Origin of the sequence: Paraburkholderia edwinii, assembly GCF_019428685.1 — a bacterium.
Taxonomy (GTDB): Bacteria; Pseudomonadota; Gammaproteobacteria; order Burkholderiales; family Burkholderiaceae; genus Paraburkholderia; species Paraburkholderia edwinii.
Genome location: NZ_CP080095.1, coordinates 384,955 through 411,872, shown reverse-complemented (window position 1 = coordinate 411,872; position 26,918 = coordinate 384,955). Strand labels below are relative to the sequence as shown.

21 protein-coding genes and 2 pseudogenes are annotated in these 26,918 nt (G+C 61.0%); 8 read left to right on the top strand and 15 right to left on the bottom strand.

The window, feature by feature from the left end; translation table 11 throughout:
• Positions 1-122: 122 nt before the first annotated feature.
• Entirely contained in the window at positions 123-464 is a 342-nt protein-coding gene (locus tag KZJ38_RS01750) for a DUF1330 domain-containing protein (RefSeq protein WP_219798517.1), read from the bottom strand.
• Positions 465-739: 275 nt separating this feature from the next.
• Here KZJ38_RS01750 and KZJ38_RS01745 point away from each other — a divergent pair, with 275 nt between their 5' ends.
• From KZJ38_RS01745 to KZJ38_RS01730, 4 genes are all read left to right on the top strand, one after another.
• Positions 740-1,402, top strand: a complete 663-nt coding sequence (locus tag KZJ38_RS01745) for a tyrosine-type recombinase/integrase (protein ID WP_219798516.1) — start codon at positions 740-742, stop codon at positions 1,400-1,402.
• 7 nt (positions 1,403-1,409) lie between these two features.
• Positions 1,410-2,621: an ImmA/IrrE family metallo-endopeptidase gene (locus tag KZJ38_RS01740; RefSeq protein ID WP_246641607.1), complete on the top strand. Its 1,212-nt coding sequence runs from the start codon at positions 1,410-1,412 to the stop codon at positions 2,619-2,621.
• Positions 2,608-3,090 (top strand): DUF4411 family protein, encoded by a 483-nt coding sequence (locus tag KZJ38_RS01735; RefSeq protein ID WP_219798515.1) that lies wholly within the window; start codon positions 2,608-2,610, stop codon positions 3,088-3,090. Before KZJ38_RS01740 ends, KZJ38_RS01735 begins: the two co-directional genes overlap by 14 nt.
• 154 nt (positions 3,091-3,244) lie before the next feature.
• Positions 3,245-4,576: an SH3 domain-containing protein gene (locus tag KZJ38_RS01730; protein ID WP_219798514.1), complete on the top strand. Its 1,332-nt coding sequence runs from the start codon at positions 3,245-3,247 to the stop codon at positions 4,574-4,576.
• A 124-nt stretch (positions 4,577-4,700) separates the two neighbouring features.
• Here KZJ38_RS01730 and KZJ38_RS01725 read toward each other — a convergent pair.
• The 9 genes and pseudogenes from KZJ38_RS01725 to KZJ38_RS01685 form a co-directional block, all read right to left on the bottom strand.
• A pseudogene (locus tag KZJ38_RS01725) lies at positions 4,701-4,886 on the bottom strand (type II toxin-antitoxin system VapB family antitoxin); the annotation flags it as partial.
• Between the two features lie 103 nt (positions 4,887-4,989).
• A complete protein-coding gene (locus KZJ38_RS01720) occupies positions 4,990-5,232 on the bottom strand; it encodes a SymE family type I addiction module toxin (RefSeq protein WP_219798512.1) in 243 nt (80 codons plus the stop codon).
• Positions 5,233-5,741: 509 nt separating this feature from the next.
• Positions 5,742-6,431, bottom strand: a complete 690-nt coding sequence (locus KZJ38_RS01715) for a glycosyltransferase family protein (protein WP_219798511.1) — start codon at positions 6,429-6,431, stop codon at positions 5,742-5,744.
• Between the two features lie 239 nt (positions 6,432-6,670).
• Entirely contained in the window at positions 6,671-7,945 is a 1,275-nt protein-coding gene (locus tag KZJ38_RS01710) for an MFS transporter (RefSeq protein WP_219800063.1), read from the bottom strand.
• A gap of 218 nt (positions 7,946-8,163) precedes the next feature.
• Entirely contained in the window at positions 8,164-8,892 is a 729-nt protein-coding gene (locus KZJ38_RS01705) for a ribonuclease activity regulator RraA (RefSeq protein WP_219798510.1), read from the bottom strand.
• A gap of 33 nt (positions 8,893-8,925) precedes the next feature.
• Positions 8,926-9,711, bottom strand: a complete 786-nt coding sequence (locus tag KZJ38_RS01700; protein WP_219798509.1) for an SDR family oxidoreductase — start codon at positions 9,709-9,711, stop codon at positions 8,926-8,928.
• 157 nt (positions 9,712-9,868) lie between these two features.
• Positions 9,869-10,759 (bottom strand): LysR family transcriptional regulator, encoded by an 891-nt coding sequence (locus KZJ38_RS01695; protein WP_219798508.1) that lies wholly within the window; start codon positions 10,757-10,759, stop codon positions 9,869-9,871.
• A gap of 447 nt (positions 10,760-11,206) precedes the next feature.
• On the bottom strand, positions 11,207-12,052 hold the full coding sequence (locus KZJ38_RS01690) for a hypothetical protein (protein WP_219798507.1): 846 nt from the start codon (positions 12,050-12,052) through the stop codon (positions 11,207-11,209).
• 245 nt (positions 12,053-12,297) lie between these two features.
• Positions 12,298-13,380: a LacI family DNA-binding transcriptional regulator gene (locus KZJ38_RS01685; RefSeq protein ID WP_219798506.1), complete on the bottom strand. Its 1,083-nt coding sequence runs from the start codon at positions 13,378-13,380 to the stop codon at positions 12,298-12,300.
• A 210-nt stretch (positions 13,381-13,590) separates the two neighbouring features.
• On the opposite strand from KZJ38_RS01685, the gene KZJ38_RS01680 reads away from it, so the two are divergent.
• Positions 13,591-13,995 (top strand): GFA family protein, encoded by a 405-nt coding sequence (locus KZJ38_RS01680; protein WP_219798505.1) that lies wholly within the window; start codon positions 13,591-13,593, stop codon positions 13,993-13,995.
• A 59-nt stretch (positions 13,996-14,054) separates the two neighbouring features.
• Here KZJ38_RS01680 and KZJ38_RS01675 read toward each other — a convergent pair whose 3' ends face one another.
• Complete coding sequence (locus KZJ38_RS01675; RefSeq protein WP_246641605.1) at positions 14,055-14,654, bottom strand: FUSC family protein; 600 nt, start codon at positions 14,652-14,654, stop codon at positions 14,055-14,057.
• 696 nt (positions 14,655-15,350) lie between these two features.
• On the opposite strand from KZJ38_RS01675, the gene KZJ38_RS01670 reads away from it, so the two are divergent.
• A complete protein-coding gene (locus KZJ38_RS01670; RefSeq protein ID WP_219798504.1) occupies positions 15,351-16,286 on the top strand; it encodes a LysR family transcriptional regulator in 936 nt (311 codons plus the stop codon).
• 207 nt (positions 16,287-16,493) lie between these two features.
• Positions 16,494-17,648 carry a porin gene (locus tag KZJ38_RS01665; protein WP_219798503.1) on the top strand — a complete coding sequence of 385 codons (1,155 nt, stop codon included), beginning with the start codon at positions 16,494-16,496 and terminating at the stop codon, positions 17,646-17,648.
• A 158-nt stretch (positions 17,649-17,806) separates the two neighbouring features.
• Here the strand turns inward: KZJ38_RS01665 and KZJ38_RS01660 are convergent, their stop codons facing one another.
• Entirely contained in the window at positions 17,807-18,955 is a 1,149-nt protein-coding gene (locus KZJ38_RS01660; protein ID WP_219798502.1) for a branched-chain amino acid ABC transporter substrate-binding protein, read from the bottom strand.
• Between the two features lie 89 nt (positions 18,956-19,044).
• On the bottom strand, positions 19,045-23,061 hold the full coding sequence (gene putA / locus KZJ38_RS01655) for a trifunctional transcriptional regulator/proline dehydrogenase/L-glutamate gamma-semialdehyde dehydrogenase (RefSeq protein ID WP_219798501.1): 4,017 nt from the start codon (positions 23,059-23,061) through the stop codon (positions 19,045-19,047).
• Between the two features lie 315 nt (positions 23,062-23,376).
• On the opposite strand from putA, the gene KZJ38_RS01650 reads away from it, so the two are divergent.
• Positions 23,377-23,526, top strand: coding sequence for a hypothetical protein (locus tag KZJ38_RS01650; protein ID WP_219798500.1), 150 nt, complete (start codon positions 23,377-23,379; stop codon positions 23,524-23,526).
• Between the two features lie 391 nt (positions 23,527-23,917).
• On the opposite strand, the pseudogene KZJ38_RS36330 reads toward KZJ38_RS01650, so the two are convergent.
• A pseudogene (locus KZJ38_RS36330) lies at positions 23,918-24,061 on the bottom strand (putative sulfate exporter family transporter); the annotation flags it as partial.
• A gap of 181 nt (positions 24,062-24,242) precedes the next feature.
• Positions 24,243-26,633: a primosomal protein N' gene (locus tag KZJ38_RS01645; protein WP_246641604.1), complete on the bottom strand. Its 2,391-nt coding sequence runs from the start codon at positions 26,631-26,633 to the stop codon at positions 24,243-24,245.
• Positions 26,634-26,918 lie beyond the last annotated feature (285 nt).

Genomic DNA, 26,918 nt, shown 5'->3' with positions numbered 1-26,918 from the left:
GGAACAACAACCTGTTCGAATCGTTAAAAGGCACGTCTGAAGCGCTGTCTCGGACATGCGCACTGCAATCTACATCCAAGGCCACAAGGCAGCGCCGTCATGACTAAAAACGGCGCTGGTCGTCAGCAGGCTGCGCGCAATTGGGCAACAAAATTTTTCAGGGTGAAATCACCAGGCAGTTCGTCAATGAGCACGAGGTCGGAGATGGCGCTCTTCACTCGAAGAGGACGGATCGCCTGGTAGGCCGCCGAGTTGTACCACGCCAATGCCGCGTCGCGGTTCGGAAATTCCATCAGAACGGCTGCGCCGGGCCATCCTCCTTCCAGCACGTCGACCGGCCCTTGTGCAAGCCATTTGCCGCCAAATGGACTAACAGTCGCTTCGACCTGTTCGAGGTACTCTAACGCGTCCGAATTGGGAACGTCGCCTGGAATACGCAGATGATTGATCAGGTATGTCTTCATTTTTTCATTGGCTCGCAGTCGGAGGGGGCCAGGCTTTTGGAGCATTGTTATCGGTACAACAAGGAGGCCGAAAAATTGAATCGAATACGCGCTACTGCGCCGCAATTGATCGATCTTCGATTGCCAAAAGCGTCTCGAACACAGGCAGGCCTGCTAGCTCGGTGAGCTGAGCGATGTTCGTCGCATCAGGCTTGTACTTGCCATTTCTCCATTCCGAAAGCTTTGCCCAAAGAACGTCGAGCTGTTCGGCTACGGCGTGCGTACAGGAGTCCACGGTGAAGCGTAAACTCAAGCTATTTTCTGCTGCTATAAATTTCGTACGGCTGGAGCACGACAAGCCTGAGTTGGTGAACCCTCTGCAGCAACTCGAGTTAGCCAGCGGCGAGCCGCGAGTGCGCTGGATATCCCGCGTGCAGGCTCGCGTATTGATTGCGTCCGCTTCGGTGCACGCTACCCGTCTCCACTTGGCGAACTTCCTTCGTCTAGCGTTATACACAGGCTGCAGGAAGAGCGAGCTTCTAAAGCTCGACTGGTCGCGCGTGGATTTCGATAGAAGGTGTTTTCGTTTGGATGCCGTGCACACAAGGTCGGCGCGGCAACGGTTGGTGCCGCTGAATAAACTGGCGCTTCTAGCATTGCGCGACCAACAGGCAGAGGCGGATGAGCATAGTCCATCGTCGCCATGGGTTTTCGCAAGCGAAAGCGGTACTCATGTGACAACCCTGCAAAGGGCCTCAAAGCGGCGCGCGCTCGTTGCGGTATCGAAAATTTCCGTATTCACGACCTGGCATACGTTCGCGTCGTGGCTGGTGATGGACGGTGTTTCTCTCTATATTGTTCGTGACCTATTAGATCATTCGTCAATTACTGTCGCAGAGCGGTACGCCCATCTCTCTGCGAAACGAGGCGCGCCGCCGTTCAGCGTCTCGTCGTTGTAGGGTTTTCATGGGTAATTCAGCAGCGGACAGCTATCAGCGGAGTTCGGGAGACGATCGGTATAATCTGCTTATGGAACGCATCGAATTCATCAATCCGGAACGCATCGCTTGGTGTTGCGCCGATAGGCGGATAACACCGGGCGAACTCGCGACCGAGGTTGGAATCGGCGCAGCCACGATAGACGCCGTCTTGAACGGGCAAGGTGGACTGACGTTCAACCAACTAAGCAAAATCGCGACGTATTTTGGGCGAGGGGTTTTATTTTTCCTAGAGCCCGGCCCAGTCAATGATGAGCTGATTCATAGCCCTGCATTCCGGACCCTTGCTGGTCAGAAGCCCGAGCTATCGGGAAAAATGAAAGCGTTGATAGAGCGCGTTGAGCGGCAGCGCGACGTTTACGTGAGTTTGCGCGAAGATCTCGATAGTGCGCAATTACCGGAGTTCGTGCCACCGGATATCCCGAAGGATGATATCCAATTAGCGGCTCGTATTGTTCGTGACTGGCTAGAGCTGGGGGACATCAACACTTTTGACTCGTACCGTCATGCTGTTGAGAGTCGGGGGGTGTTGGTTTTTAAGAGCAACGGTTATGGAGGTAAATGGCAGATCGCCAAGGATAGTCCTATCCTTGGGTTCAGCATTTACGACGAAAGTTGCCCGGTTATCGTTGTAAAAAAGCAGGACTGGGAGTCGCGTCAGTCGTTCACATTGATGCACGAACTCGGGCACATTATCTTGCACCGCGACAGCTCGATCGACGATGAGCAGGATATGAGTTCGTATCAAGGGCAGGAAAGAGAGGCGAATGCTTTCGCCGGCCATTTGTTAGTGCCTGATTGGCTGTTGGCTCAGGTTGACGACGGCATTCGACCTGCCGAAGCAAGCGAATATGATAGGTGGCTGGCGCCGTGGAGAAGAAGCTGGGGTGTTAGTGGCGAGGTTATCCTGCGTCGACTACTGGATGACGGTCGTCTCCCGCGTCGACAGTACGAAGCGTATAGGCAGTGGAGTAAAACGCAGAGAGTCGAACAGGATGATGGCGGGAGTCGCTTGTACCGCCATCGCGAACCGAAGCATATCTTTGGTGAGTATTTCGTCCGTGCGGTATTAGATTCGTTGAGTGCGCGAAACATATCGCTAGCTCGTGCAAGTAGCTATCTAGACGGTTTAAAAATAAACGACCTGCACAAGCTGGAGCGATTCTATGCAGGCATTTGATGCGTCTTCAATGATTTACGCGTGGGACAATTATCCGATTGATCAATTTCCTCGTCTTTGGGCTTGGATGGCGAATGAGGTCGCTAGCCAACGCCTTGCGATGGCGGTCGTTGCGATGGAAGAGGTTGGACATAAAGCCCCTGAGTGCCTGGCTTGGATAAAGGACCAAGGGGCTTGTAGACTGGAAATTTCTGGCGGGGTATTGGCAGAAGCAATGCGGATAAAGGCTTTGATGGGTATTGTCGACGATCGGTATAGTCCTAAGGGTGTCGACGAAAATGATTTGCTGATAATCGCAGCTGCGAAAGTGAATGGTCGCGAGCTTATCAGCAACGAAGCTCGTCAGCTGGCCCTACCGTTGGATATCGCGAAATGTAAGATTCCGGCTGTCTGCGGTATGGATGGTGTTCAATGGCCATGCCTTGATTTTCTTGACTACATCAAGCGGTCTCAAGCGGTGTACGGTTGAGTATGGCAGCGTAGGAACGACAGTCGTCGAATCGTTCGTCAGACCGTAAAGCCGTAGAGTCCGCCCAAGGACCGAAACGGGTCGGGTGCTGTCACTCGCGCGTTACGCGGTCAATCTAAACGGTTCTGCAACTAAATTTCATGGAAATGATGTTATGGAAGAAGAACCGGGGTTCGCGAACATAACGCCGTTTGGCACACCGCAACTAGATTCTTCGATAACGAGAGCCGCGAATGTGCTCCAAGGCGTGAAGCTGGATCCCGCGCTAACACGCTCCTTCAAGGCGCTTGAGGCTATTAAGCTGGATCCGGCATGGAAAGCGCTTGAGGCCATTAAGTTGGACCCGGCATGGGCACGCTCCCTCAAAGCGCTCGAGGCCATTAAGCTGGACCCGGCATGGACACGCTCCCTCAAAGCGCTCGAGGCCATTAAGCTGGACCCGGCATGGACACGCTCCCTCAAAGCGCTCGAGGCCATTAAGCTGGATCCGGTACGGACACGCTCCCTCAAAGCGCTTGAGGCCATTAAGCTGGACCCGGTATGGACACGATCCTTCAAAGCGCTTGAGGCCATTAAGCTGGACCCGACCTTGACACGCTCCTTCAGCGCGCTTGAGGCGTTTAAGCTGGACCCGGCCTGGACACGCTCCCTCAAAGCGCTTGAGGCTATTAAGCTGGACCCAATCTGGACACGCTCCCTTAAAGCGCTTGAATCCATTAAGTTGGAGCCCGCGCTGATGCAGTTGTCGAGCGGGCTGCAGATGAATGGGATTCGTGAAATCGTAAAGGCTTGGCATACCTCAAACCCGCTCGATGAGATCGGGGAAGTAATGGAGGCCTTGACCTCGAGAGAATTGGTGGGCGCTGTTCCCGATCTGCCGGAAGGTTCAGCATCCAGAACCGTAGCAGCCGAAACACCTTGCCGAACGGACGATTTCGTTTCAGCGAATTCTGCGACCGTGACCATCTCGGACGTGCAAGCCATAGTTGACCGAGTTATTGCCCGAGCCACAGAGCAGTCAACCGAGCGCCTCACACCCCTCGTGACCGCGATCGCAAATGAAGTGGCGTCGATCAAAAGCTCTCGCCTGAAAGAAATCTTTCTAACCCTAATTTATCCGCTTTTGATTGCTGCGATATTCGCCGTTCTCAATCCGATCGCGGACTACTACGTCAAAAATTATCTCGAAAATCGGTCAAATTCTATCTCTCCGCGTGAGGTGAAGAAGAACGTCCGAAAAAGCGTTCCATCGTATGTCGACAATCGAAGTGACCTGAAGCCGTATCGATTCGTGTCACGCCAAGAATTGGAAGTTCATACACATCCGTCCAGCGGATCGCCAACCCTCGGCAATCTCGATCTTGGACAAATTGTCGTTTTGTTGGAAAAAAGGAAGGCTTGGTCTCTGGTGGCGTGGAGCAGCGACGCTGAATACTCAAATCTTCAAGGCTGGGTCTTCACGCGATACGTGAGCAAGATTTGCTAGCGGTTGGTCACCAACCTGAGCCCGTTCCTGCGGAGAAGACATGGAGAGCCTTCATTGCTCAGGTCGGCGGCTCCGCCGTTGAGGATCTAGTTCCAGAACCTTGCAGCGAGAGATCACTGTCGCCCTGCCGGCGACGCGGCGCACCCTTGATCCTTGGCTGACTGCCACCGAGCTTCGCGAGGCGGCTAGCGGCTTCACGCTCGATCAAGGCTTTAAGTGCTTCTCGCACGATTGCCGTTTTCTCTTCTAAGCCTGTATAGGCTTGAGCCTTTGCGATCAAATCATCGTCGAGCGCAATAGTGGTACGCATGGAAGCTCCGTAAAATCGCGCCAAGTAGAGGCCCGCCTTGCGCCGCAACACCTGATCTCATCGAAGACCGGAGAACGTAGCTCCCCGGCCGTCACCCCTCAAATCAAGCCGGCGTAATCACCAACTTCCCCTTCTGCACTTCCACGCGAACCTTGCCGGAAATCTCAAACCCCGCGTCCTCCAGCCAGCGCCCCGACAGACGAATCCAGGGCGCAGGCGGATAATCCGCCGGGGTGTTCTTCCAAAACGGCCATCCCTTAGGCCGATAAAACGGCTGGCGTAGCTTCGACACGGTCAGGTAGCGAACCGAATTGCCGTCCTCTGTTTTATGATTGCGTTTAGCCATGTTCAACTCTCCAGTGAGTTGGTTGTGGTTAGCGAGTCGTTTGGGTTGCCGCCCATTCGGCTCGCGCTTCTTCTCCTTCCTGTCCTCTCTTTTTGCGAAGTTCGTCCGGTGTGGGACTACGTTCGTGTTACTTAGTGATCCAACCAATTTTCCCGGATAATTTTGGACAATGCAAACTAGCTACAGGAGATGCAACAGGTCCGATTATTTCGCTAAGACGCGAGAACAACTAAGACAACTCTTGTCCGCAGATCAAGGCGAGAGCCGCGCAGAGGAGAACCTAGTCAAGCAGAGACATTGCCAAAGAAAAGACGGTCAACCCGTCGATGTTTGTCTCGACCAGTCGCGCGCAACCTAAGGCAATAAGAGAGTGGAGTCCTACGCGCTAATCACAAGCCACAGCGGGCTTATCTGCGTAGAAGAAGAAAATCAAAGAAACGTGGCGCCTATAGGCGCCACTTACTTACCGCTCAAACCAGCGGGCGAGAGGAGCTCAGCAAAGGGCGTCCCTACTCCCCATACTTCCGCAAATACCGCTCATACCCTTCCCGCCAGCTCGGCGTCCCAAACGCCCCACCGCTCTCATGCACCACCGAAAGCGGCCACGTCCCCATCCTTAGCCCTTTCAGTTCCGCCTGACGACAAAAATCCATGTCGTAGAAGTGAAACTTGAATTGATCGTCAAAGCGCAGCCCGGTCTCAACCAGTTTCGCGCTATCCGCAATCAACATCAGCCCATCGAGCAGCTTGCACTCCTGCCCCGCCGGCCCGAACGAAGACACGTTCTCACAAGGAAACCCCTTGCCGTGCCCCACCGTGCCGCTCAAAAACCGACGCTCATCCCACTTGAAATCAGCCGACACAAACGCCCAAGCCGGCTGCCGCGGCACACGCCGCGTATTCCCGGCCAGCCCAACCACATCAAACCTTGCAACCGCCTCATGTATCCGCTCAAGCCAGAAAAAATCCTGCAACCAGATATCGTCGTGAATAAACACCAGAATCGCCGGTTGCTGCTCAGCGTAACGAATCGCTTCGTTATAGATCGTGGACAGCCCACGACTGTTGGTGTCGAACAGATGCAACTGCGCGTGCTGCGCATCATGGTTGTACAGCTTCAGCGAGCGGCCCAGCGCGGTCTCGGTCGAGAATTGCTGCCGGGTGCTTCGCGTTCCACACACTAATCGGATGGGCTTCATGGGCAAAGAATGGGCGACTGGGTCGGGCGCTCCTGCAACGTCGCGTTGATGCGCTAGCTGCAATCCAGTCGCCGATCGACCCGGTGTGGCAAAAGCACGGCCACTGTGCGTCATTCTGCGGACGCGCAGTGGCCGTACTAACAGGTAGATGCAGTCTATCGGCCCCCGGCGCAACCGATTCGATGAGTAAGCGCCGAATTTCCCTGCATTTCGCCCGAATTGGATGCCCTCTGCCCACCTTAATCCCGATCAATCAACGAAGTCTTCTTCGTCTCCGGCATCAACAGATAGGTAATCAACGACGCGCAGATACAAGCCGACACGTACCAGAAGAACCAGTTCTCGTGCCCTTCCTTGCGCGTCCACAGCGCGATGTACTCAACCGTCCCGCTGAACACAGAAACGCTGATCGCATACGGCACCGCAAGCCCGAACGTCCGCACTTCAACCGGAAACAGCTCAGCCTTGGTAATCGTGCTCACCGACGAATACATCGCCACCGTCGCCAGCGCCGCCATCACCACCACAAACGCGACATAAGGACTTTGCGTCCCCTTGAGGAACGTGAACAGCGGCACCGTGCCGAACGTCCCGAGAATGCCGAACGTGAGCAGCAACGGCTTGCGCCCAATCCGATCCGACAACGCACCATAAACCGGCTGCAGCACGGTAAAGCCAATCAACGACAACACCGAAATCAAACTCGCCGTGCCCTTAGCCATCCCCGCGCTATTCACCAGAAACTTCTGCATATAAGCCGCAAATGCATAGTTCCCGACCGACCCACCCAGCGTCAGCCCAAACACCATCCAGCAAGCCTTCTTATGCCGCAGCGCTTCGCGAATCGCGCTGACCTTTTTCGCCTTCTTCGCGTGCTTCTCGAACGACTCCGTCTCCTGCATATTCCGCCGCAGCAGAATCCCGACCACGGAAATCAACGCGCCAATCAGAAACGGAATTCGCCAGCCCCAACTCTGCAGTTGCTCGGCCGTCAAAAAGAACTGCTGCATCAGCACGAGCGTGCCCATCGCGAGCAGTTGCCCGAGCGAAATGGTCGTATAGAGGAAACTCGAATAGAAACCGCGGCTGCCTTTCGGCGCAGTCTCACTCAGATACGCGGCCGCGCTGCCGCCTTCGCCGCCGATGCTCAAGCCCTGCAGAATCCGCGCGACCAGCAGAATCACCGGCGCCGCAATCCCGATCGTCTGATACCCGGGCGTGAGCCCGATCATCAGCGAGCCGAAACACATCATCGAAACCGATAACAGCAGCGCTGCGCGTCGACCGTGCTTGTCGGCGTAAATGCCGAGCACCCAGCCGCCAATCGGCCGAACCAGAAAACCGATCGCAAAGACCGCCGCGGTTCTTAACAGCGATACCGTCGCGTCCCCGGACGGAAAGAACTCTTTAGAAAAGTAAATCTCGAGCCCGACATAAACGAACCAGTCGTAATACTCGATCAGATTACCAATCGACCCGCTGAAAATGCCCCACAGTCGCGAGCTCGTTTTCATATCGGCGGCGGTTGCGTGGCGCCGTTCTTCCCCGCGCAGACGCGCGAAGTCGTCCGCGTTCTCGCGTACTTCCTGTGTCATGTGTGTCCCCTCCGCGCATTGCTTCGCTCATTGCTTCGTATTTGGTTTTTGCAATGCGCTCAGATGTGTTCCGTGTTCCGATACCGCCAGTCGTCGCAATTCGCGCAACGACTGGCCGTTAAAGCTAATAACCCTCCTTAAGCACCGCCCTTCTTCTTCGCCCACTCGGCATAGCGCGCCTTATTCGCCTCATTCGGCGGATACAGGCCCGGCAGCGATGCGCCGTTATTGACCTCGTTCATGATCCAGCCCTCGAGCTGCTCCTGTTCCACCGACGCCGCGACCACCTCGTCCACCATCGCGGCCGGAATCACGACCGCGCCGTCCTGATCGATCACGATCACGTCGTTCGGGAACACCGCCACGCCACCGCACGCAATCGGCTCCTGCCAGCCGACGAACGTGAGGCTCGCCACCGAAGGCGGCGCCGCCGTCCCCTGGCACCACACCGGCAGCTTGCTCTGCAGCACGCCTTCCACGTCGCGCACCACGCCGTCCGTCACGAGCCCCGCCACGCCGCGCTTGTGCATGCGCGAGCAGAGGATGTCGCCGAAGATGCCGGCATCGGTCACACCCATCGCGTCAACCACCGCGATGCAACCGTCGGGCATCGCCTCGATCGCAGCGCGCGTCGAAATCGGCGAGCCCCACGAGGCCGGCGTCGCGAGGTCCTCGCGGGCCGGTACAAAGCGCAACGTGAACGCGCGTCCGACGAGTCGCGGCTGGCCCGGCGCGATCGGCCGCGTGCCGCGCAGCCACACATTGCGCAGGCCGTGCTTGAGCAACACCGTCGTCAGCGTGGCAGTCGACACGCCTGCAAGCGCAGAGATCACGCCTGCTTCGAGAGGCTTGAATTCGGTTGTCATAGTTCGTTTGTGTATTTGAAGGAAGGGAGGGAGTCAGACGCTCGCGATCAGTCCGCCATCGATGCGGATCGTCGACCCCGTGATGTACGACGCACGCGGGCTCGCGAGGAACGTAACCATGTCGCCGTATTCGCGCGGCTCGCCGTAGCGGCCGACCGGAATCGAACCTGTACTTTCGGCCGACACGTCTTCAACCGAACGGCCTTCGCGCTTCGCTTTCGCTTCGTCGAGGAAGCGGATGCGATCGGTCGCGATGCGGCCCGGCAGCACGATGTTGCTGGTCACGCCATCACGGCCAACCTCTTTCGCGAGCGTCTTGGACCAGCCGACCAGCGACAGCCGCAGCGCATTCGAAAGACCAAGATTCGGAATCGGCGCAACCACGCCCGACGACGTGCTTGTGATAATCCGGCCGTATTTGCGGCTCTTCATGCCCGGCAGCACGCGGTCCGTAATCGCGACCACGGACAGCACCATGCTGTCGAAATGCTTGCGCCAGAGCGCCGGATCCTGTCCGCTCGCCGGCGTCGGCGGCGGTCCGCCCGTGTTGTTCACGAGGATATCGACGGGGCCCAGTTCGCTTTCGATCTTGCTCACATGCCCGTCGATGCTCGCGAGATCGGCGAGATCCCATTGCACGGACAGCGCGCGGCCGCCTGCATCGTTGATCGCGTGAGATGTCTTTTCCGCTGCGGCCAGATCGACATCGGCCACTGCGACGCGCACACCCTCGCCGGCGAGCGCGCGCGCAATTGCGCCGCCCAGGCCGCCACCGGCGCCGAGTACGAGCGCCACTTTGCCATTCAGTTGCAAATCCACTGAGGTCCTCACTTAGGCAGTCGACCGGACGACTGCACGGACCTCGTCTCCTTGAGGCCCGCGTCACGATCGAAGTTGAAAGCCAGTATAGGAACGAGCGAATTTGCCTGTAAAACGGAAATTTACGGGGCTGAGCCTAAGAAAATTAGATAGCTCGTCAGTTGGACCGGCTGGAACGCTTGCCGATTTTCGCGGCCTGCACGGTGAGGCTGTCGACGAAAGTTTGCGTCGATGGGCGGTCGAATACTTCGAGACGCGCGAGTATGCCGATCTCACGAATCAGCGGACTGCCAGGCAATCGCAGCGTCCTGATGCCGCGCACTTTGCTCACCGGAACGAGGTCGCCCGGAATGATCGAACAACCGAGCCCTTCGCTGACCATATTCAGGATGACCGAGGGTTCGTCGAGCTCCATCGTGTCCATCGTTGCGAGCCCGTGTTGCTTCAGATAGCGGTCGACAAGCTGGCCACCAGGCGAGCGTCGGTCGTAGCGAATAAACGGTTGCGTGCGCAACACTTCGGCGAGATCGCCGGGCGTGCCCTTCGGCGCAATGCCGACATAGCGTTCCTGAATCAGCGGAATCCATTTGAGGTCCGGCGGCAAGCCGAGGCGCGGCTTGAGCATCACCGCGAGATCGAGTTCGTGCGAGTCGACTTTAGCGAGCAGTTCGGTCGACACACCCGGTGCGATATTGATCGACGCCGCCGGCTGCGCGCGTCTAAAATGCTGCAGCGCCTTCGGCAACAGGCTCGCCTGAACCGTCGAGATCGCGCCGATGTTCAAGCCGCGTGGGTCAGGAAAACCGCGCTGCTGCTTCATGCCGTCGAACAGATCGAGAATCTGCGTCGCCTGTTCGAGCGCATGTCGCCCTTCGTTGCACAGCGTGACCGACTTGGCCTTGCGATCGAATAGCGGAAAGCCGAGCTCGTCTTCGAGCCGTCGAATCTGCGTGCTGACAGCGGATTGCGTGAGCCCGAGCCGATTACCGGCCGCCGAGAACGACTCGGCCTCGGCCGCGACGACGAAGGTGCGAAGGTAGCGGATCATGATGCGGTTTTCTGTCCCGTCTTGAAGCGGTTGAAATGGTCAACCTGACGATCTTATAGCCGCTTGGCAAACCGCGTCGCCCGCAATCCGCCGCCGCGCGCCCTTAAGCCGCCCGCAAGGCCGCATCGTTTATACTCGCCCCGCATCGATCCGTTCCTGATTGTAAGGAAAAGCGGTAGATTCACACTCGTGGTTAATGAAACAAGTCGGAGGTCGGTGAGTATGTTTAAGCGCTTAATCGCTATGTCGTTGTTGATGGGTGGCCTGCTGGCCCTGGTGGGTTGCAACACGGTCGCAGGGGCGGGCAAGGATCTGACGGACTCTGCCAACGCCGTCAAGCACGCGCTGTAAATCGCGGCGCAAGACGGGCTCCGCGAGCCAGACAGGGTCGCGACTGCGTAGTACCGATGCGGACCGGGGCGAGCCCCCGGTCCTCTCATTTTGACTTCACGATACCGTCAAGCTGCTGGCAGTTTCAAAGGCAGCGACATCGCGCGCTGCTCCTTGCACGCTGACCACCGTCGACATCCGCGCGCAGAGTTTGTCGCCTACGTGCGCTTCGCAGATGAACGCATGCTGCATTTCACCCGCTACTGCACCACGATACCTCGTTGAAAACACCACCGACGCAGCAGCCGGAATCAATTCGAGCGCATCGAGTTCGCAGCTATCCATCACCCACTGAACCGGAAAATGCAGCGCGTAATGCAGCAACCGCTCGACGGTTCTCAGCATGCACGAAGCGATTATCGCAACGGGCCAAGCCGGATAACCTCTGAAGTGCCCCGCGCACTCGCGCGCGGAGAGTCCGTGATTTCGCGCAACGATCGAATGACCGCGCGGTTCGGACCACACAAGCGGAATCGGTTCAACGTACGGTGAGGTGATGCCAGTATGGTCCGAGCCCACCGCGAGATGCGAAAACAACCGCGCGAAAAGCAGCTCGCTCAATACGCGGTATTGCACGAACAGCGAAACGAACGGCGCATCGTCGCCGATCTGCATGGTCGTTTGCGCGGAAAGCGTCCGCGCAGTGCGTTCGACGATGGTCGCGGTGCCGCGGCATGTGGCGCGCGCCGAAGGAAGGCTTCCGTGAGCAACGCCATGTCTTCGCAACTCGGCATGCGTGGCCAGGTAGTACAGGCGTTCATCGCTAATCGCATGGGCCGCTGCCGCACACGAGCCGAGAATCGCAAGATGCCGGCCAATTTCCGCAGCGCCCAGCGGACCGCATTCGTAGCCCAAACCATGCTCGCGTCGGACCTCGCCGATCACGGCTCCGTCAGCGCTCAAAGATAGCTCGTCGAACGCGAAATACGGCCGTTCCACGGCGGTTCGCCGACAAATCTCCGCCCTATCCAGTTTGCGCATGTGAATCCCCGTATCGAAGGCTGCTTCGTGAGATCAGACCGATAAACGCATCCGATCGTAGAGCCTTGGGATTCCGCTTTGGCGACAATTCACAAAAGTTCAGAATTGCGAACCAAGCGCGACAAGGAAGCTATTCGTAGTGGGTTAAAAGCAGGCGATACGGGTTACTAAGTCCGCACGGCGCGCGCTCGTTTGGGCGTCGCGGCTTTACTTTTGCTTTCAGCCGCCGCCCCTTCCGCAACGCGTTTCGGCCCATCGGAAGAGCGAACGATCAGTTCGGGCGCCCAGATCTCCTGCAGTTCCTGCGGCGCCGTGCCGTTGATCCGCTCGATCAGCATCTGCGCCATCCGCTTGCCCGCGCGATGCGTCTCCGCCGAGAAGGTAGTCAGCGCGGGCTGCACGTAGCGCCCGATCGGATGATTGTCCCCACCGATCACACCGATATCGCGGCCCGGCACGCGCCCCGTCTCCGAGATGCCGCGCATCACGCCCAATGCAAGCAGATCGTGACCGCAGACGATCGCGGTCGGCGGGTTCGGCAGCGCGAGCAGTCTTCGGACCGCATCCGCGCCACCTTCTTCGGAAATCGCCGTTTCGACGCAGAGATCCTTGTCGAACCGGATGCTGGCAGCACGCAACGCCTCTTCGTAACCGACGCGCTCGAGATAGCTGAACATCAGGTATTCCGGCGCATGAACAAGCGCGATGCGACGATGCCCGAGCGCGATAAAGCGCCCGCAACCGGTGCGCCCAACCACGCTGTGATCGATATCGACAAACGGAAATTGGTCGGACGTCTCGCTTCGGCCGAAAGCGACGAACGGAATATCGCGCTCGAGCAGATAGGCGATCCGCTCATCCTTCCGGCGCGTGCGCCCGAACAATAACGCATCGACTCGCTGGCGCTCGATCAGCCGCTTGAACACATCGAGCTCGCCCTCCACGCTTCGCGCGGACGCCACGATCACCTGCAAGCCGCTGTCGTCCATCGCCTCGTTCACGCCGGCGAGCATGTCGAGGAAAAACGGATGCGCGAACGAGGTCTGCGGAGCCGATACGACGAACGCGATGGTGTCGGCCGTTTGCCGCCGCAAGCGGCGCGCGGCCGGGTCCGGAGAGAAGCCGTATTGCTCGGCGGCCTCAAGCACCCGCTGACGCGTCGCGGCGCTGACGTCCTCCCGGCCGTTCAATGCTTTCGACACGGTACTGACCGAAAGCTTGAGCCTCGCTGCAAATTCCTGGATGTTCATTCGAAGTTTTCGTGAAGTCCGCTTCGATCGTGGCATCGAAAACGATTCGACATTCTACGACGGCTCACCGTATCGGGCGCGCTCTATTACCCTCATAGGACAAAACGATTTCGCACTTCCGGCAAATTCCCTTGAGTTTTTCGGAGTCCACTGCTATCTTTTTATCGAAATCGTTTTCGATAAATTTCATCATCGTTCAGGAAACCCATCATGCAGGAACGCAAAGGAGGCTGCGCGTGCGGCGCGGTCCGCTACATCTTGAAAGGCGAACCGCAAGCTGCCGCGATATGCCATTGCTCGCTCTGCCGGAAGCAGAGCGGAAGCGCATTCTCGTTCAACCTTATCGTCAAGGAGGCCGACTACGAGCAGTTCGGCGAGACGAAGTTCTACGTCACGACCGGCGATAGCGGACAGCCGTCATTCCGTCATTTCTGCGCGGAATGCGGATCGCCTGTCGTCACGAAGTCTGTCGTAATGCCCGGCATGGCCATCGTGAAGGCGGGCACACTCGACAGCATGGAAGGCCTGCAGCCGCAAAGAGAGATTTACACCGATCACGCACCGGAGTGGCTCGATCCGGTCGCGGGCGCGACACTTTTTTCACGAAGTCCGTGATCGGCCGGCAAAGCGACCGGGCGACCCGATCCGACGCGACTCCGCATGACTCGACGCGCTCATTGCGAGCTACGCATCTGCGTAATCCTGCGCTGCCCCCAACCAAAGAGCCAGCTGACGAAGAGCGTCGACAGCGTACCGATCACGACCTGGATCAGCCGAAACAGGGGCACATCCCACAACGGCCCTTGCATCGGTACGAGTAGCACGATCGTCGCGGTGATCGCCCCAAGACGCGCGGCGCTGCCCACATTCACGCACCAGCACGCGACGATGACCGCCGCGACCGTCGTCGCATAGCCGAGCAGCTCATGCGCGCCCGCTCCAAGCGACGCGCCGACGAAGCCGAACAGCCCGCCCGCCATCGCGCCGATAAACTGATCGCGCGACAGATTGCGCGTGTCCGCGTAGGTATGCTGCGTGACCGCGATCGCGGTAATCGCGGCCCAGAACGGCTGCTGCGTATGCAGCGCAATCGATGCACCGTAGGCAAGACACGCGCCGCAGACCGCTTGCAAAGCGACGAGGCACCCCTCGACGACGCGCTCGCGAAACGGCAGGCTTTTCACCAGGCCGACCAGTAGATCGGCAGCGCGAGTTCGCGCTTCGTGTCGCGTTTGCCTCGTGTCGTTCATCGTTTTGGTGTGGTCGTCGGTCATAGGCGGGTTCCCGATGCGCAGCATCTGCCATGCCGCGCACGCAAGCGATGCGCTTCAAATGCGCTTCATTATGCGTCAACGCTTCGACCGGTTGCCGGCGATAACCGGTGAAAAGCCGCATAGGCGCGCGCCGGCTGCATATCGGGAACGATTGCGTTCGCACCGAAATACGGCACGCAGAATCCCGGTGGCCCAACGCAGTCGCCGGGACCATTGGGCTGTCCATGTAAGCCGGCGCAGCCTGATAGCGCCGCCGCAGCCGCGACGCCTAGAGCGGCGCGCCAAGTCTTCACGATGATGTGTCGTTTCATGTCCGTTCACGTCCCTTCATATCGAAACACTGGACTTGCCGTCGCGCGGCGAATCCCTCGTTCACCCGGATCGGGGCCGGGCGTCGCTTCTTCGCGCGAGCCCGTGGAAGCCAGCATAGAGACGCAAGGGTTCCGTTACGCGAACACAAACATGAAGAGAAATTTAACGCGATCGGGATGGCCCGCCGCCCGTGCACGCGGGCGCCCCAGGTAAATTAATTTTCATGTTCGGTTCATGTCTTTTTAAATAGGCGCGTCTCGCGCGATCCGATAATCGCTGACGTTTACGGAACAACCCGCGTGCAAACGATGTGTGCCGCCTGCACGACCGGCTTACGATCCTTGCCGCGATCACCAGCGCGACTTCGTTCGCAAGGCCTGCAAAATGAATCAGCTACAAGCCATGCGCGTGTTCATGCGCGTCGTCGAACTGAGCAGCTTTAGCGTCGCCGGGCGGCAGCTCGGCATGTCCGCTGCGGCGGTCACGCGAAGCGTCAGCATGCTGGAGGCGCATCTGAACATGCGCTTGCTGAACCGCTCGACGCGCAGTCTTTCGCTCACCGAAACCGGCCGTCTGTACCTCGAAGGTTGCCGCGCCGTGATCGAAAAGTTCGATCAGGTCGAGTCCGATCTTTTGCGGGCGACGCGCAATCCCAGCGGCATGCTGCGCATCGCCGCGCCGGTTCCTTTTGCGAATACCGAGCTCGCGCCGCTGTTCCGCGCTTATCGTGTCGCCAATCCTCGCGTCGAATTCGAGGTGACGTCCTACGACACACAGATCGACATGATCGAAGGCGGCTTCGACATCTGCTTTGCGACCAACCGTCATCCGGTCAACGCATCGCTCGTCAGCCGCAAGCTGATCGCGGTTCAGGAGGTTGCGGTCGCATCCCCCGCTTATCTGGCCGAACGCGGCATGCCGCTCTCGCCGCCTCAGCTTGCCCAGCACGACCGGCTCACGCTATCGGAGCAGTCGCGCGTCTGGGAGTTCTCCGGTATCGACGGCATCCAGCGGATCGATGCTTGCGGCCCGCTCAGCGCGACCGGCTATTCGATGGTCCGCGCCGCGGCACTGGCTGGCATGGGCATCGCACTGCTTCCTTATCATTTTGTCGCCGACGAGATTGCAGCAGGCGCCCTGAAAACCGTTCTCCCGCAATACGAGGTCACGGGCGGAACCCGCTACGTCTCCATCGTCTATTCGGGCCGCAACTATCTGACCACGAAGGTTCGCAATTTCATCGACTTCACGGTCGAGCAGTTTCGGCAATCGCCCGCCGGCCTGTCGGGAGCCGCATTGCCGCTGCGCGCGGTCGCCTGAGCCGGCGCCGTCGCGGACCGCGCATTGTGGGGGCTTCCTGAAATTCTCAGTTTTCGATTGCGCCGCATTCAGCGGAAATTGGCTTCATAGACTGCACCTGGCTTCACATTCATTTAGCACATCGTCATAGCAATGACTGTGAAAGTCACGTCACATGCTTAGGCATCCAAAGTCATGATTCGTCAATAGAAGCTGAGAACCCGCACAATGAAGAGATCCAGATGGACTGTATTGGCCTTCCCCTTGATGATGCTGTGCGGCGCAGCCCACGCGCAAAACAGCGTCACCCTGTACGGCCTGATCGACGAAGGCGTCAACTTCACGAACAACGCCGGATCGGGGTCCGCCGTGCAGATGCGCAGCGGCAATGCCGCAGGCAGCCGCTGGGGAGTCAGGGGCAGCGAGGACCTGGGCAGCGGTCTTTCCGCTATCTTCCGTCTCGAAGGCGGCTTCAACGCCAGTAACGGTGAATTCGGCCAGGAGGGACGCCTGTTCGGGCGTCAGGCTTATGTCGGATTGCAGTCGGACCGATACGGCACGCTCACGCTCGGGCGTCAGTACGATCCGACCGTCGACCTGTTCAGTTCGATTACCGCGGCAGGCAGCTGGGGCGGAGACGTCGGCGCGGTCCCATTCGACAACGACAACGCCGATTGGGATTTCCGCGTCAATAACTCGATCAAGTACGCAACGCCGAATTACCGCGGTCTCTCCGGTGAGGCCATGTACGGCTTCAGCAATACCGCGGGCGGCTTCCAGAATAACCGGATGTTCAGCGCGGCGGGGCAATACCAGCACGGCGGTCTGACCGCGGAGGCTGCCTATATGCGCATCGATCATCCGGGCAACGGCACGGCCGGCGCGGTCACGGACGATTCCGTGTTCAGCGGGTCTTCACAGGAGAACATCGACGCGGGCGTCGCATACAAGTTCAGCAATCTGCAGGTGGGAGCGGCGTACTCGCATACGAAAATCGACGATCCGACGAACAATGCATTCCTGAGCGGCGATCAGAATCCCGCCAACGGCGGCACCTGGACAGGCTGGCGGTTCGACAATCTTCAGGTGAACGGCGACTACTACTTCAAGCCCGACCTGTGGATCGCGGCCTCGTACACGTACACATGGGGCAACCTGTCGTCCACGGAAGGCGACTTCGCTCCGCGCTGGCATAGCCTCGCGCTGATGCTCGACTACGACTTGAGCGGGCGCACATCCGTCTACGTTCAGGGCGCTTATCAGCACGTCGAGAGCGCGCATACCGGCACGCAGTTCGACGATGCCCAGAGCATCCTCGCCCCCGGCGCCTCTTCATCGCCGAATCAGCTCGTGTACCGCGTGGCCATGATTCACCGCTTCTAGCCGCCGGTTGGCCCGCCCACGGCAACGGTTCAAAAAAAAGCCCCGCGAGCGCGTTTCCGCTCGCGGGGCCTTCGCTTACGTCTACGTCACCGGTTGCCGGTTGCCGGTGCAAAGCGTGCACCGGCTCTGAAGCGTGCACCGGCTCTGGCGAGAGCGGCTTACTTGCCGCCCACGCTCTCCAGCGTCGTCCACTTGCCATCGACAACCTTGTACAGCGTGATGCCGCCGTTCTTCAGGTCGCCCTTGCTGTCGTACGCCAGATCCTTCGTCGTCACAGCCGGCATGTTGGTCTTCGCGAGCACCGGCAGGTACTTCGCCGGATCGGTCGAGTTCGCCTTCTTCATTGCGTCGAACATCGCCATCGCGCCGTCGTACGCGTACGGCGAGTACGTCTGCACGTCTTCGTTGAAGCGCTTCTTGTACTTCTCGACATAGTCCTTGCCGCCCGGCATTTCTTCGAGCGGCAGGCCCGCGAGCGACGCCACCGTGCCGTTCGCCGCATCGCCGGCGACGCTCAGGAACGTCGGCGTGCGCACCATCTCGCCGCCCATCAGCGGCGCCTTGATGCCGAGCGACTTCATCTGCTTGACCATCGGCGCGGCCTGCGAATCGGCGCCGCCGTAGTAGATCAGGTCCGGGTTCATCGCCTTCAGCTTGGTCAGGATCGACTTGAAGTCGACGGCCTTGTCGTTCGTGAATTCACGGTCGACAATCTTGCCGCCCGACGCCTTCGCCGCCTTCTCGAACTGATCGGCCAGACCCTGGCCGTATGCGGTGCGGTCGTCGATAATCGCGATCTTCTTCATGCCGAGGTTCTTCACCGCGAACGTGCCGGCCACCGAACCTTGTTGCGTATCGGACGTCATCATCCGGAACGTGGTCTTGAAGCCTTGCTGCGTGTATTCAGGCGCGGTCGCCATCGCGATCTGCGGAATGCCCGCGTTCGCGTAGATGCGCGAAGCCGGAATCGTCGTGCCCGAGTTGAAGTGACCGAGCATGCCCTTGATGCCGTCGTCGACGAGCTTCTGCGCGACCGTGGTGCCCGTGCGCGGGTCGGCCTGGTCGTCGGCGACGTCGAGCACGAAGCGAACCGGCTTGCCGCCGATCGTCGGCTTCGTCGCGTTGAAGTCTTCGACCGCGAGCGTGATGCCGTTCTGGAAATCCTTGCCGTAGTGTGCCTGCGCACCGGTCATCGGGCCCGCGAAACCGATCTTCACTTCTTCAACCTGCTGAGCGTGCGCGGCCCCCGCAAGCGACATAGCGGCAACCAGCGTTGCGCCTGCCAGCTTTTTCATCGTGTGTTGCATATCATCTCCTTGGTACCAGGTGTGGATGGAGCGGATGTCGGGGTCGCCGTGCCGCTTCCGTTTTTTTGAATCGATTGGCGAAGGTTCGCTCAGCCGATCGTCATCAAATTTGCATTACCGCCTGCCGCTGCCGTGTTCACGCTGACCGAGCGTTCCGTCAGCAGACGCTCGAGCGCGTAATCTTCGTCGCCGTTTTCCAGCGCTCTTGCCGCGACGCCCTGCACCGAGACGATCGGGCCCGGGCGCTTCGCGATTTCCTTCGTCAACGCGAGCAGTTCGTCGCTGTCGCCTTCGAACAGCACGGCGTCGAACGAGGCCTCGGCGCTCTTCTTCACGCTCGCATAGCGTTTCAGCGATGCGGGCAGTGACGCCACGAGCGCTTCGCCCGCCGCGCCTTCGAACAGCGCGTGATTATCCGTCGCCAGAACGGCGGCGAGTTGCACGCGCGCGCCGCTTGCCGTCGACGCGATACACAACACCGTGCCGCGCGCGCCGAGCGAATACGTATTGCGCTCGCCGGTCGGGCCCGGCAACACCGCCGTCGCGCCGGCCGGCACGTTCGCGATGTAGCCGTCGCAGCGTGCAGCGAGCGCGGGCTCGCGTTCGGCGATGAGCCAGTCGCGCAGGGCGGTGAGCGCGGCGGATGGCTTGTCATGCGCTGCTGCGCCGTTGCCCGCGCCCGCCCCGTTAGCCATCGCGCCGGCGGTTGCACCACCGCCTTGTGCCGATGCGGACGTGGACGCAGCCGCAGGTTGCTGAACCGGCGCATCTGCGATCAGCGTTTGCGCGAGCGACTTCGGCAAGCCCGCCGGACGCTTCGCCAGCAGACGCTGCAGATACAACGCGCCACCTGCCTTCGGCCCCGTGCCCGACAGACCTTCACCGCCGAACGGCTGCACGCCGACCACCGCGCCGATCACGTTGCGGTTCACGTAGATGTTCCCCACGTGCGCGCGGCCGATCACATGCGCGATCGTCTCGTCGATGCGCGTGTGGATGCCGAGCGTGAGCCCGTAGCCGGTCGCGCGAATCTGCTCAAGCAGCTTATCGAGCGCGCTGCGGCGATACCGCACCACGTGCAGCACGGGCCCAAACACCTCGCGCTTCAATTCGTCGATGCTGTCGAGTTCGATCAGCGTCGGCGGCACGAAGGTGCCGGCCGCGCAGCCGTCCGGCGTCGGCAGCTGCACGACGTTGCGGCCCTTCTCGCGCATCGCCGCGATATGCGCGTCGATGCCGCGCTTCGCCTCCGCGTCGATCACCGGACCGACGTCGGTCGACAGACGGTCCGGGTTCGCCACGGCCAGTTCCTTCATCGCACCGGTCAGCATCTCGAGCGTGCGGTCCGCAATATCGTCCTGCAGACAAAGAACGCGCAGCGCCGAACACCGTTGACCGGCCGAGTCGAATGCCGACTGCAGCACGTCCGCGACGACCTGCTCCGCGAGCGCCGATGAGTCGACGATCATCGCGTTCTGGCCGCCCGTTTCGGCGATCAGCGGAATCGGCTTGCCGTCCGCGTCGAGCCGTTCGGACAACGTTTTATTGATGTGCCGCGCGACTTCGGTCGAACCCGTGAACATCACGCCGCGCGTGCGCGCATCGGCAACGAGCGCCGCGCCGACCGTTTCGCCGTCACCGGGCAGCAGTTGCACCGCGCCAGCGGGCACGCCCGCTTCGCGCAGAATGCGCACGCCTTGCGCGGCGATCAGCGAGGTCTGCTCGGCCGGCTTCGCCAGCACCGTATTGCCGGCTGCCAGCGCCGCGGCCACCTGGCCCATAAAGATCGCGAGCGGGAAGTTCCACGGGCTGATACAGACCACCGGGCCCAGCGGCCGGTGCGTGTCGTTCGAGAACTCGCCGCGGATTTGCGTCGAGTAGTAGCGCAGGAAATCGATCGCTTCGCGGATCTCCGATACCGCGTTCGGCAGCGACTTGCCCGCCTCGCGCACGACAAGGCCCATCAGCGTATGCATTTGCGCTTCGAGCAGATCGGCGGCGCGGGCGAGGCAATCGGCGCGCGCGTCGACAGGCGTTGCCTGCCAGATTGGCGCGGCGGCCAGCGCGTGCGTGAGCGCCGCGCTCACATGCTCCGGCGTCGCATCGACGACCGTGCCGACCAGATCGCGGTGATCGGCTGGGTTGCGCACATCGCGCGCGGCGCCGCCGTTCACGGCGTCGTCGGCCAGCATCGGCACGGCGCGCCACGGATGATGCGCGCTCGCCAGCAACGCCGACGACAGCGACGCCAACCGGTGCTCGTTCGACAGATCGAGGCCCATCGAATTGACGCGCTCCGAGCCGTACAGCTGACGCGGCAGCGGAATCTTCGCGTGCGGCGCACCGAGCGGCACGATCTTCGATGCTTCCTCCACCGGATCGGCGACGAGCTCTTTCACCGGCACGGTTTCGTCCGCGATGCGGTTGACGAACGACGTGTTCGCGCCGTTTTCGAGCAGACGACGCACGAGGTACGCGAGCAGCGTTTCATGCGTGCCGACCGGCGCGTAGACGCGGCACGGACGGTTCAGCTTGTCGCGGCCCGTCACTTCTTCGTACAGCGGCTCGCCCATGCCGTGCAGACACTGGAACTCGTACTGGCCCGGGTAGTAGTTCTGGCCCGCGAGGTGATAGATGGCCGACAGCGTGTGCGCGTTGTGCGTCGCAAACTGCGGGTACACCGCATCGGGCGCGCCGAGCAGCTTCTTCGCACACGCGACATACGACACATCCGTGTAGATCTTGCGCGTGTACACCGGATAGCCTTCGAGGCCGTCCACCTGCGCGCGCTTGATTTCGGTGTCCCAGTACGCGCCCTTCACAAGCCGCACCATGATGCGGTGACGGCTGCGGCGCGCGAGGTCGACGATGTAATCGATCACGAACGGGCAGCGCTTCTGATACGCCTGCACCACGAAACCGATGCCGTTCCAGCCCGCGAGCTCCGGATCGAAGCACAGCGCTTCAAGCAGATCGAGCGAGATTTCGAGGCGGTCCGCTTCTTCGGCGTCGATATTGAGGCCGATGTCGTAGCGGCGCGCGAGAATCGCGAGCGCGCGCACACGCGGCAGCAGCTCGCTCATCGTGCGCTCCTGCTGCGAGCGCGAATAGCGCGGGTGCAGCGCGGACAGCTTGATCGAAATGCCCGGGCCTTCATAGATGCCGCGGCCGCCCGCGGCCTTGCCGATCGCATGGATGGCCTGCTCGTACGACGCGTAGTAGCGCTGCGCGTCCGCTTCGGTGGTCGCCGCTTCGCCGAGCATGTCGTACGAGTAACGGAAGCCGCGCGCTTCGTACTTGCGGCTGTTCGCGAGCGCTTCCGAGATGTTCTCGCCTGTCACGAACTGCTCGCCCATCAGGCGCATCGCCATATCGACGCCCTTGCGGATCAGCGGCTCGCCGCCCTTGCCGATCATGCGCGTCAGCGCCGACGACAGTCCCGTTTCGCTATTGGTCGTGACGAGCTTGCCCGTGATCATCAGGCCCCACGTCGCCGCGTTCACGAATAGCGACGGCGCGTGGCCGACATGCGAGCGCCAGTCTCCCTTGCTGATCTTGTCGCGAATCAGCGCATCGCGCGTCGCGCGATCGGGAATGCGCAGCAGCGCTTCGGCGAGGCACATCAGCGCGACGCCTTCCTGGCTCGACAGCGAAAACTCGTGGATCAGCCCTTCGACGCCGCCGCCCTTGCTCTTCGAGCGCAGCGTTTCGACGAGCTTCGCGGCCATCTTCTGGACGTCGTCGGCGAGGTTCGCCGGCAGACGCGCCTGGCCGAGCAAAAACGGCACGCATTCAGGTTCGGGCCGGCGGTACGCGGCCGTGATCGCCGCGCGCAACACCGACTGCGGCTGCACGCTTTGCGCGAATTCGAGGAACGGATGCGATGCGCTGTCTTCGTCGGAGGCGCCGTTGACGCTGTCGAGGTCGACTGCGCCGTGGCTGCCGGACAGTTCGGCGGGAAGCTGGCCGTGCTCGATCTTTTCGAGGTACGCGAAGATCGCCTGCTTGATCAGCCAGTGCGGAGTGCGTTCGAGGCGCGTGGCGGCGTCTTTGAGCCGGGAACGCAGGAGGTCGTCGACTTTGACACCGAGGGTAGTGCTCGCCATGTTTCCTTCTTGATGCTGAAGCGCCGGCGCGCGGGCACCGGCCAGAGACTGAAAAGTTGGCGCATCGTACCTCTCCCAATAAAAAGGTGCAACCAATTTGCAAGCTTGGTTGCACCTTCGTCAAACGCTTACCAGGCAAGGGTTTGCGGGAATCGCGGGGTGCGGGTTGCACGCCGGCGACGCTCGGTACTTTCCCTGGCGAGAAACTTTGCGCGACACCCTAAGTGATTTCCACCGCGCGCCGTTATACAGGAAAGCAATACACGTTGTGGCTTCGGACAAGTAAAAACGACCGGTAATCAGGGAAGAAGTGAAATGGAAAAGTGGTGGGTAGTGGCAGCAATCTGGACGATGTGCGCGATGTGCGCGGTGCTGTTTATCCGCGGCGCAGCAGGCGGCGCGGCGCGTGGCGAGCGTAAGCCGAGCCGGAATATCCGTTCCGGCCAGGCGCGGGTTCGCGGCTAACGACGCGTAAGGTTCGCTGCAATTAGAGGTTGTAGTGCGGGGGTAGCGCGGGGGTCTGTCGTGCCGTGCCGGTCCGCCATGCGCGCTTGCGCAGGCGGCCGGCCCGGGTGTCAGCGCGAAGGCGTGTGCCGTTGCGCGAACTGATTGCAGGCGTCGTCGGGCGACACGAAGCGGTCGTGCAGCGTGCACAGCCGCGTCGTGGCCACGCTCGCGCCAGAGCCTGAACTGAAGACAGCGAGGCCGGGAATGCTTTGTTCGATGGAATGCCGATCGTCGGCGCGGTATCGGCAACCGGCGCATCGCGGCCGGCGCGTGGTCAGGTCTGTAGGCGCGCTCGCAGCCTCCGCGGGCAGTTGTGCGCTCGGCTCGGATCGATCGGGCGCCACGACGCTCACGAACCCTGCCCCGGGCTGTTCCAGTACGGCGCGAACACGTGCGCGGACAGCGCGTAACCGATCGCGATATTGACCGCGACACCCGCTGTGAAGGCGATGAACGGTTTGACGCCGGTCGCCGTCAGTGTGCGCAGACGCGATCAGAAAACCAATCACGAATTTGCGGAAGCGCCCCAGATTTCGCGGACATCGGAAGGGATTGACGGAGCGCATGCGATTGTGCGCTTGATCGTCCGCGCGCTTAAGCACAGTCTTTTTCTCACGCCTATGCGCATTCGTTTCGCACTGCGTTTCGCGCTGCGTTTCGCGCGTTTTCGACACCTAAATATCGAGCGGATCGACCTCGATGCTCCAGCGCAGCACGCCTTTGAGCGTGCGCAGCATCGACTGCCACGCACGGAGCGTCGCTTGCAGCGCGGCTCGCGACGCACTTTCGATCAGCAGCTGCGCGCGATGCACATGCATCACCTTGACGATTGTTAGCGGCACGGCGTCGTACACCGTCACGCGTTCGGCGGCGGGAATCTCATGCAGCGCCTCGGCGGCCTGCTGCAGGAACGCCAACGCGGCTTCAAGCGTGCGGCCTTCGGCACGCAGCATCGCCTGGTAGACGAACGGCGGCAGATGCGCATCGCGTCGCTCGGCAAGCGTGGCGTTCGCAAAGCCGATGTAGTCGTGTCGCGCGAGCGCGTGATAAAGCGCGTGCCGCGGATAGCGCGTCTGCACGAGCACTTCACCGGGCAGACCGGCGCGGCCCGCGCGGCCGCTGACCTGCATCAGTTGTGCGAAGAGGCGCTCGCCCGCCCGAAAGTCGTGTGAGAACAGCGCCATGTCCGCGTTCAGCACGCCGACCAGCGACACGCGGCGGAAATCATGACCCTTCGCGACCATCTGCGTGCCGACGAGGATATCGACTTCGCCCGCGTGTACATCCGAAAACAGCGCCTGAGCACTGCCTTTGCGACGCGTGCTGTCGGCGTCGATGCGCAGCACGCGCGCGCCGGGCACCACCGTCGCAAGCGTTTCTTCGACGCGTTGCGTGCCGCGTCCAAGCGGTGCGATATCGACGTTGCCGCACTCGGGGCACGCGCGTGGGATCCGCGACTCCCAGCCGCAGTGATGACAGCGCAGCGCGCGTTCGGGCTTGTGCAGCACGACGTACGCGCTGCAGCGCGGACAGCCTGCGACCCAGCCGCATGCATCGCAGGCGAGTTGCGGTGCGTAGCCGCGCCGGTTCAGGAACACGAGGCTTTGTTCGCCGCGCTCCAGACGCGCTTTCAGCGCGGCGATCAGCGGACCCGACAGGCCTTCGGTCGATGCGCGGCCGCGGCGCCGTTCGTCTTCGAGATCGATCAGTTTGACGGCCGGTAGCGTGGCATCGGCGACTGCGCGACGCGCAAGCGTCAACCGTTTGTAGCGGCCCTGGTCGGCTTGCCACCAGCTTTCGAGCGATGGTGTCGCGGAACCGAGCACGACCGGAATGCCCAGTTGCTTCGCACGCCAGATCGCGAGGTCGCGCGCCGAATAGCGCAGACCTTCCTGCTGCTTGTACGCGGGGTCGTGCTCCTCGTCGACGCAGATGATCGCGAGGCGCGGCAACGACGCGAGCACCGCGAGACGCGTGCCGAGCACGATGCGCGCGCGTCCGGTATGCGCGGCAAACCAGTTGCGCGCGCGTTCGCCTTCGGCAAGGCCGCTGTGCAGCGTGACGATCGCGCCCTCGTCGAGCGCGGCGAAGCGGGCGCGGAAGGCGGCCTCGAATTGCGGCGTGAGGTTGATTTCGGGCACCAGCACCAGTGCTTGTGCGGTGGGGTCCACAGCGAGCAACGCGGCCAACGCGCGCAGATAGACCTCGGTTTTGCCGCTGCCGGTTACGCCGTGCAGCAGGTATGCGGCGAAGCCGTGGGCGTCGTGGATCGCGGAGACGGCCGCGGATTGTTCGTCGGTCAGGACCGGGAGTGCGCCGGACGCCTGGACCGCGTCGATTGATGCGTTGGGGGACTGGGTGTCGAGCGTCGATTGCGCCGCCGCCATGGGCGATTCGGTCGCTATTGTTGTAGTCGCCGATTTTGTTGCGTGCGTTCCGACTGGCGGGGTCGCGCCAGTCGCCTCGGTCTCCTCGGTCGACGCGGTTGTCGGCACAGGAATACTCACCGCGGCCGCTTCGATCACCTCGAGCTGAACCCAGCCTTTCTCCCGCCACGCGTCGAGGGTCGCCACCGCCTTTGGATGCAGCGCCCGCGCATCGGCCGCCGACAGGCATCCTGCGCTGACAAGTTCATCCGCCAGCCGCCGCAGCGCACTTGCGCGCGCCGGCAACGCATCGGGCAACGCATCTCGCCCCGCGGGCAACAGCCGATAACGCTCTTCAGGCGCCAGCAATCGCGTCCATCGCGACGCATCGCGCAGTGCCTGCGGCAGTGCCGGCAACGCGACTTCGCCGAGGCCGCGCTGATAGTAATCGGCGGCAAACGCCGCGAGCTCGAGCCATTGCGCCGACAGCGGCGGACATGCGGTGCATAAGTTATCCACCGAGCGCAGCCGATCCTCCGGCACCTCGCTGTGGGCGGCCACTTCGCAGACGAGCCCGACCACCATCCGTTTGCCAAACGGCACGCTGACAAGCATGCCGGGCTGCGGGACAGCCTCGGTCTCGCAGCGGTAGTCGAAAAGTGTGGGCAGCGGGTGGTCGAGCGCGACCCGGACGAACATCTGGCTCACCAGCCGATGCGCCGCGATGACGCCGATGCGGGAATCAGCACAGACAATGGACACGCGCGGCCGGGCTCACCGAACTTAAAGTGAAACATCACATTTGGCGCTAAGTTTTGGATTCGGCAGAACAATTGGCTGCTTCCGGGTCCTGTGGATAACTTTGTTGAGAACTTCGCCTTGCATGCCCGCAAACGGCGTCCGCACGCGCTTTTTGTGGTTTCCCGCACATTTGTTCCGGCCCCGGTCAAACCCTTACTGGCTAAGGCATTCACACGAAGTTCG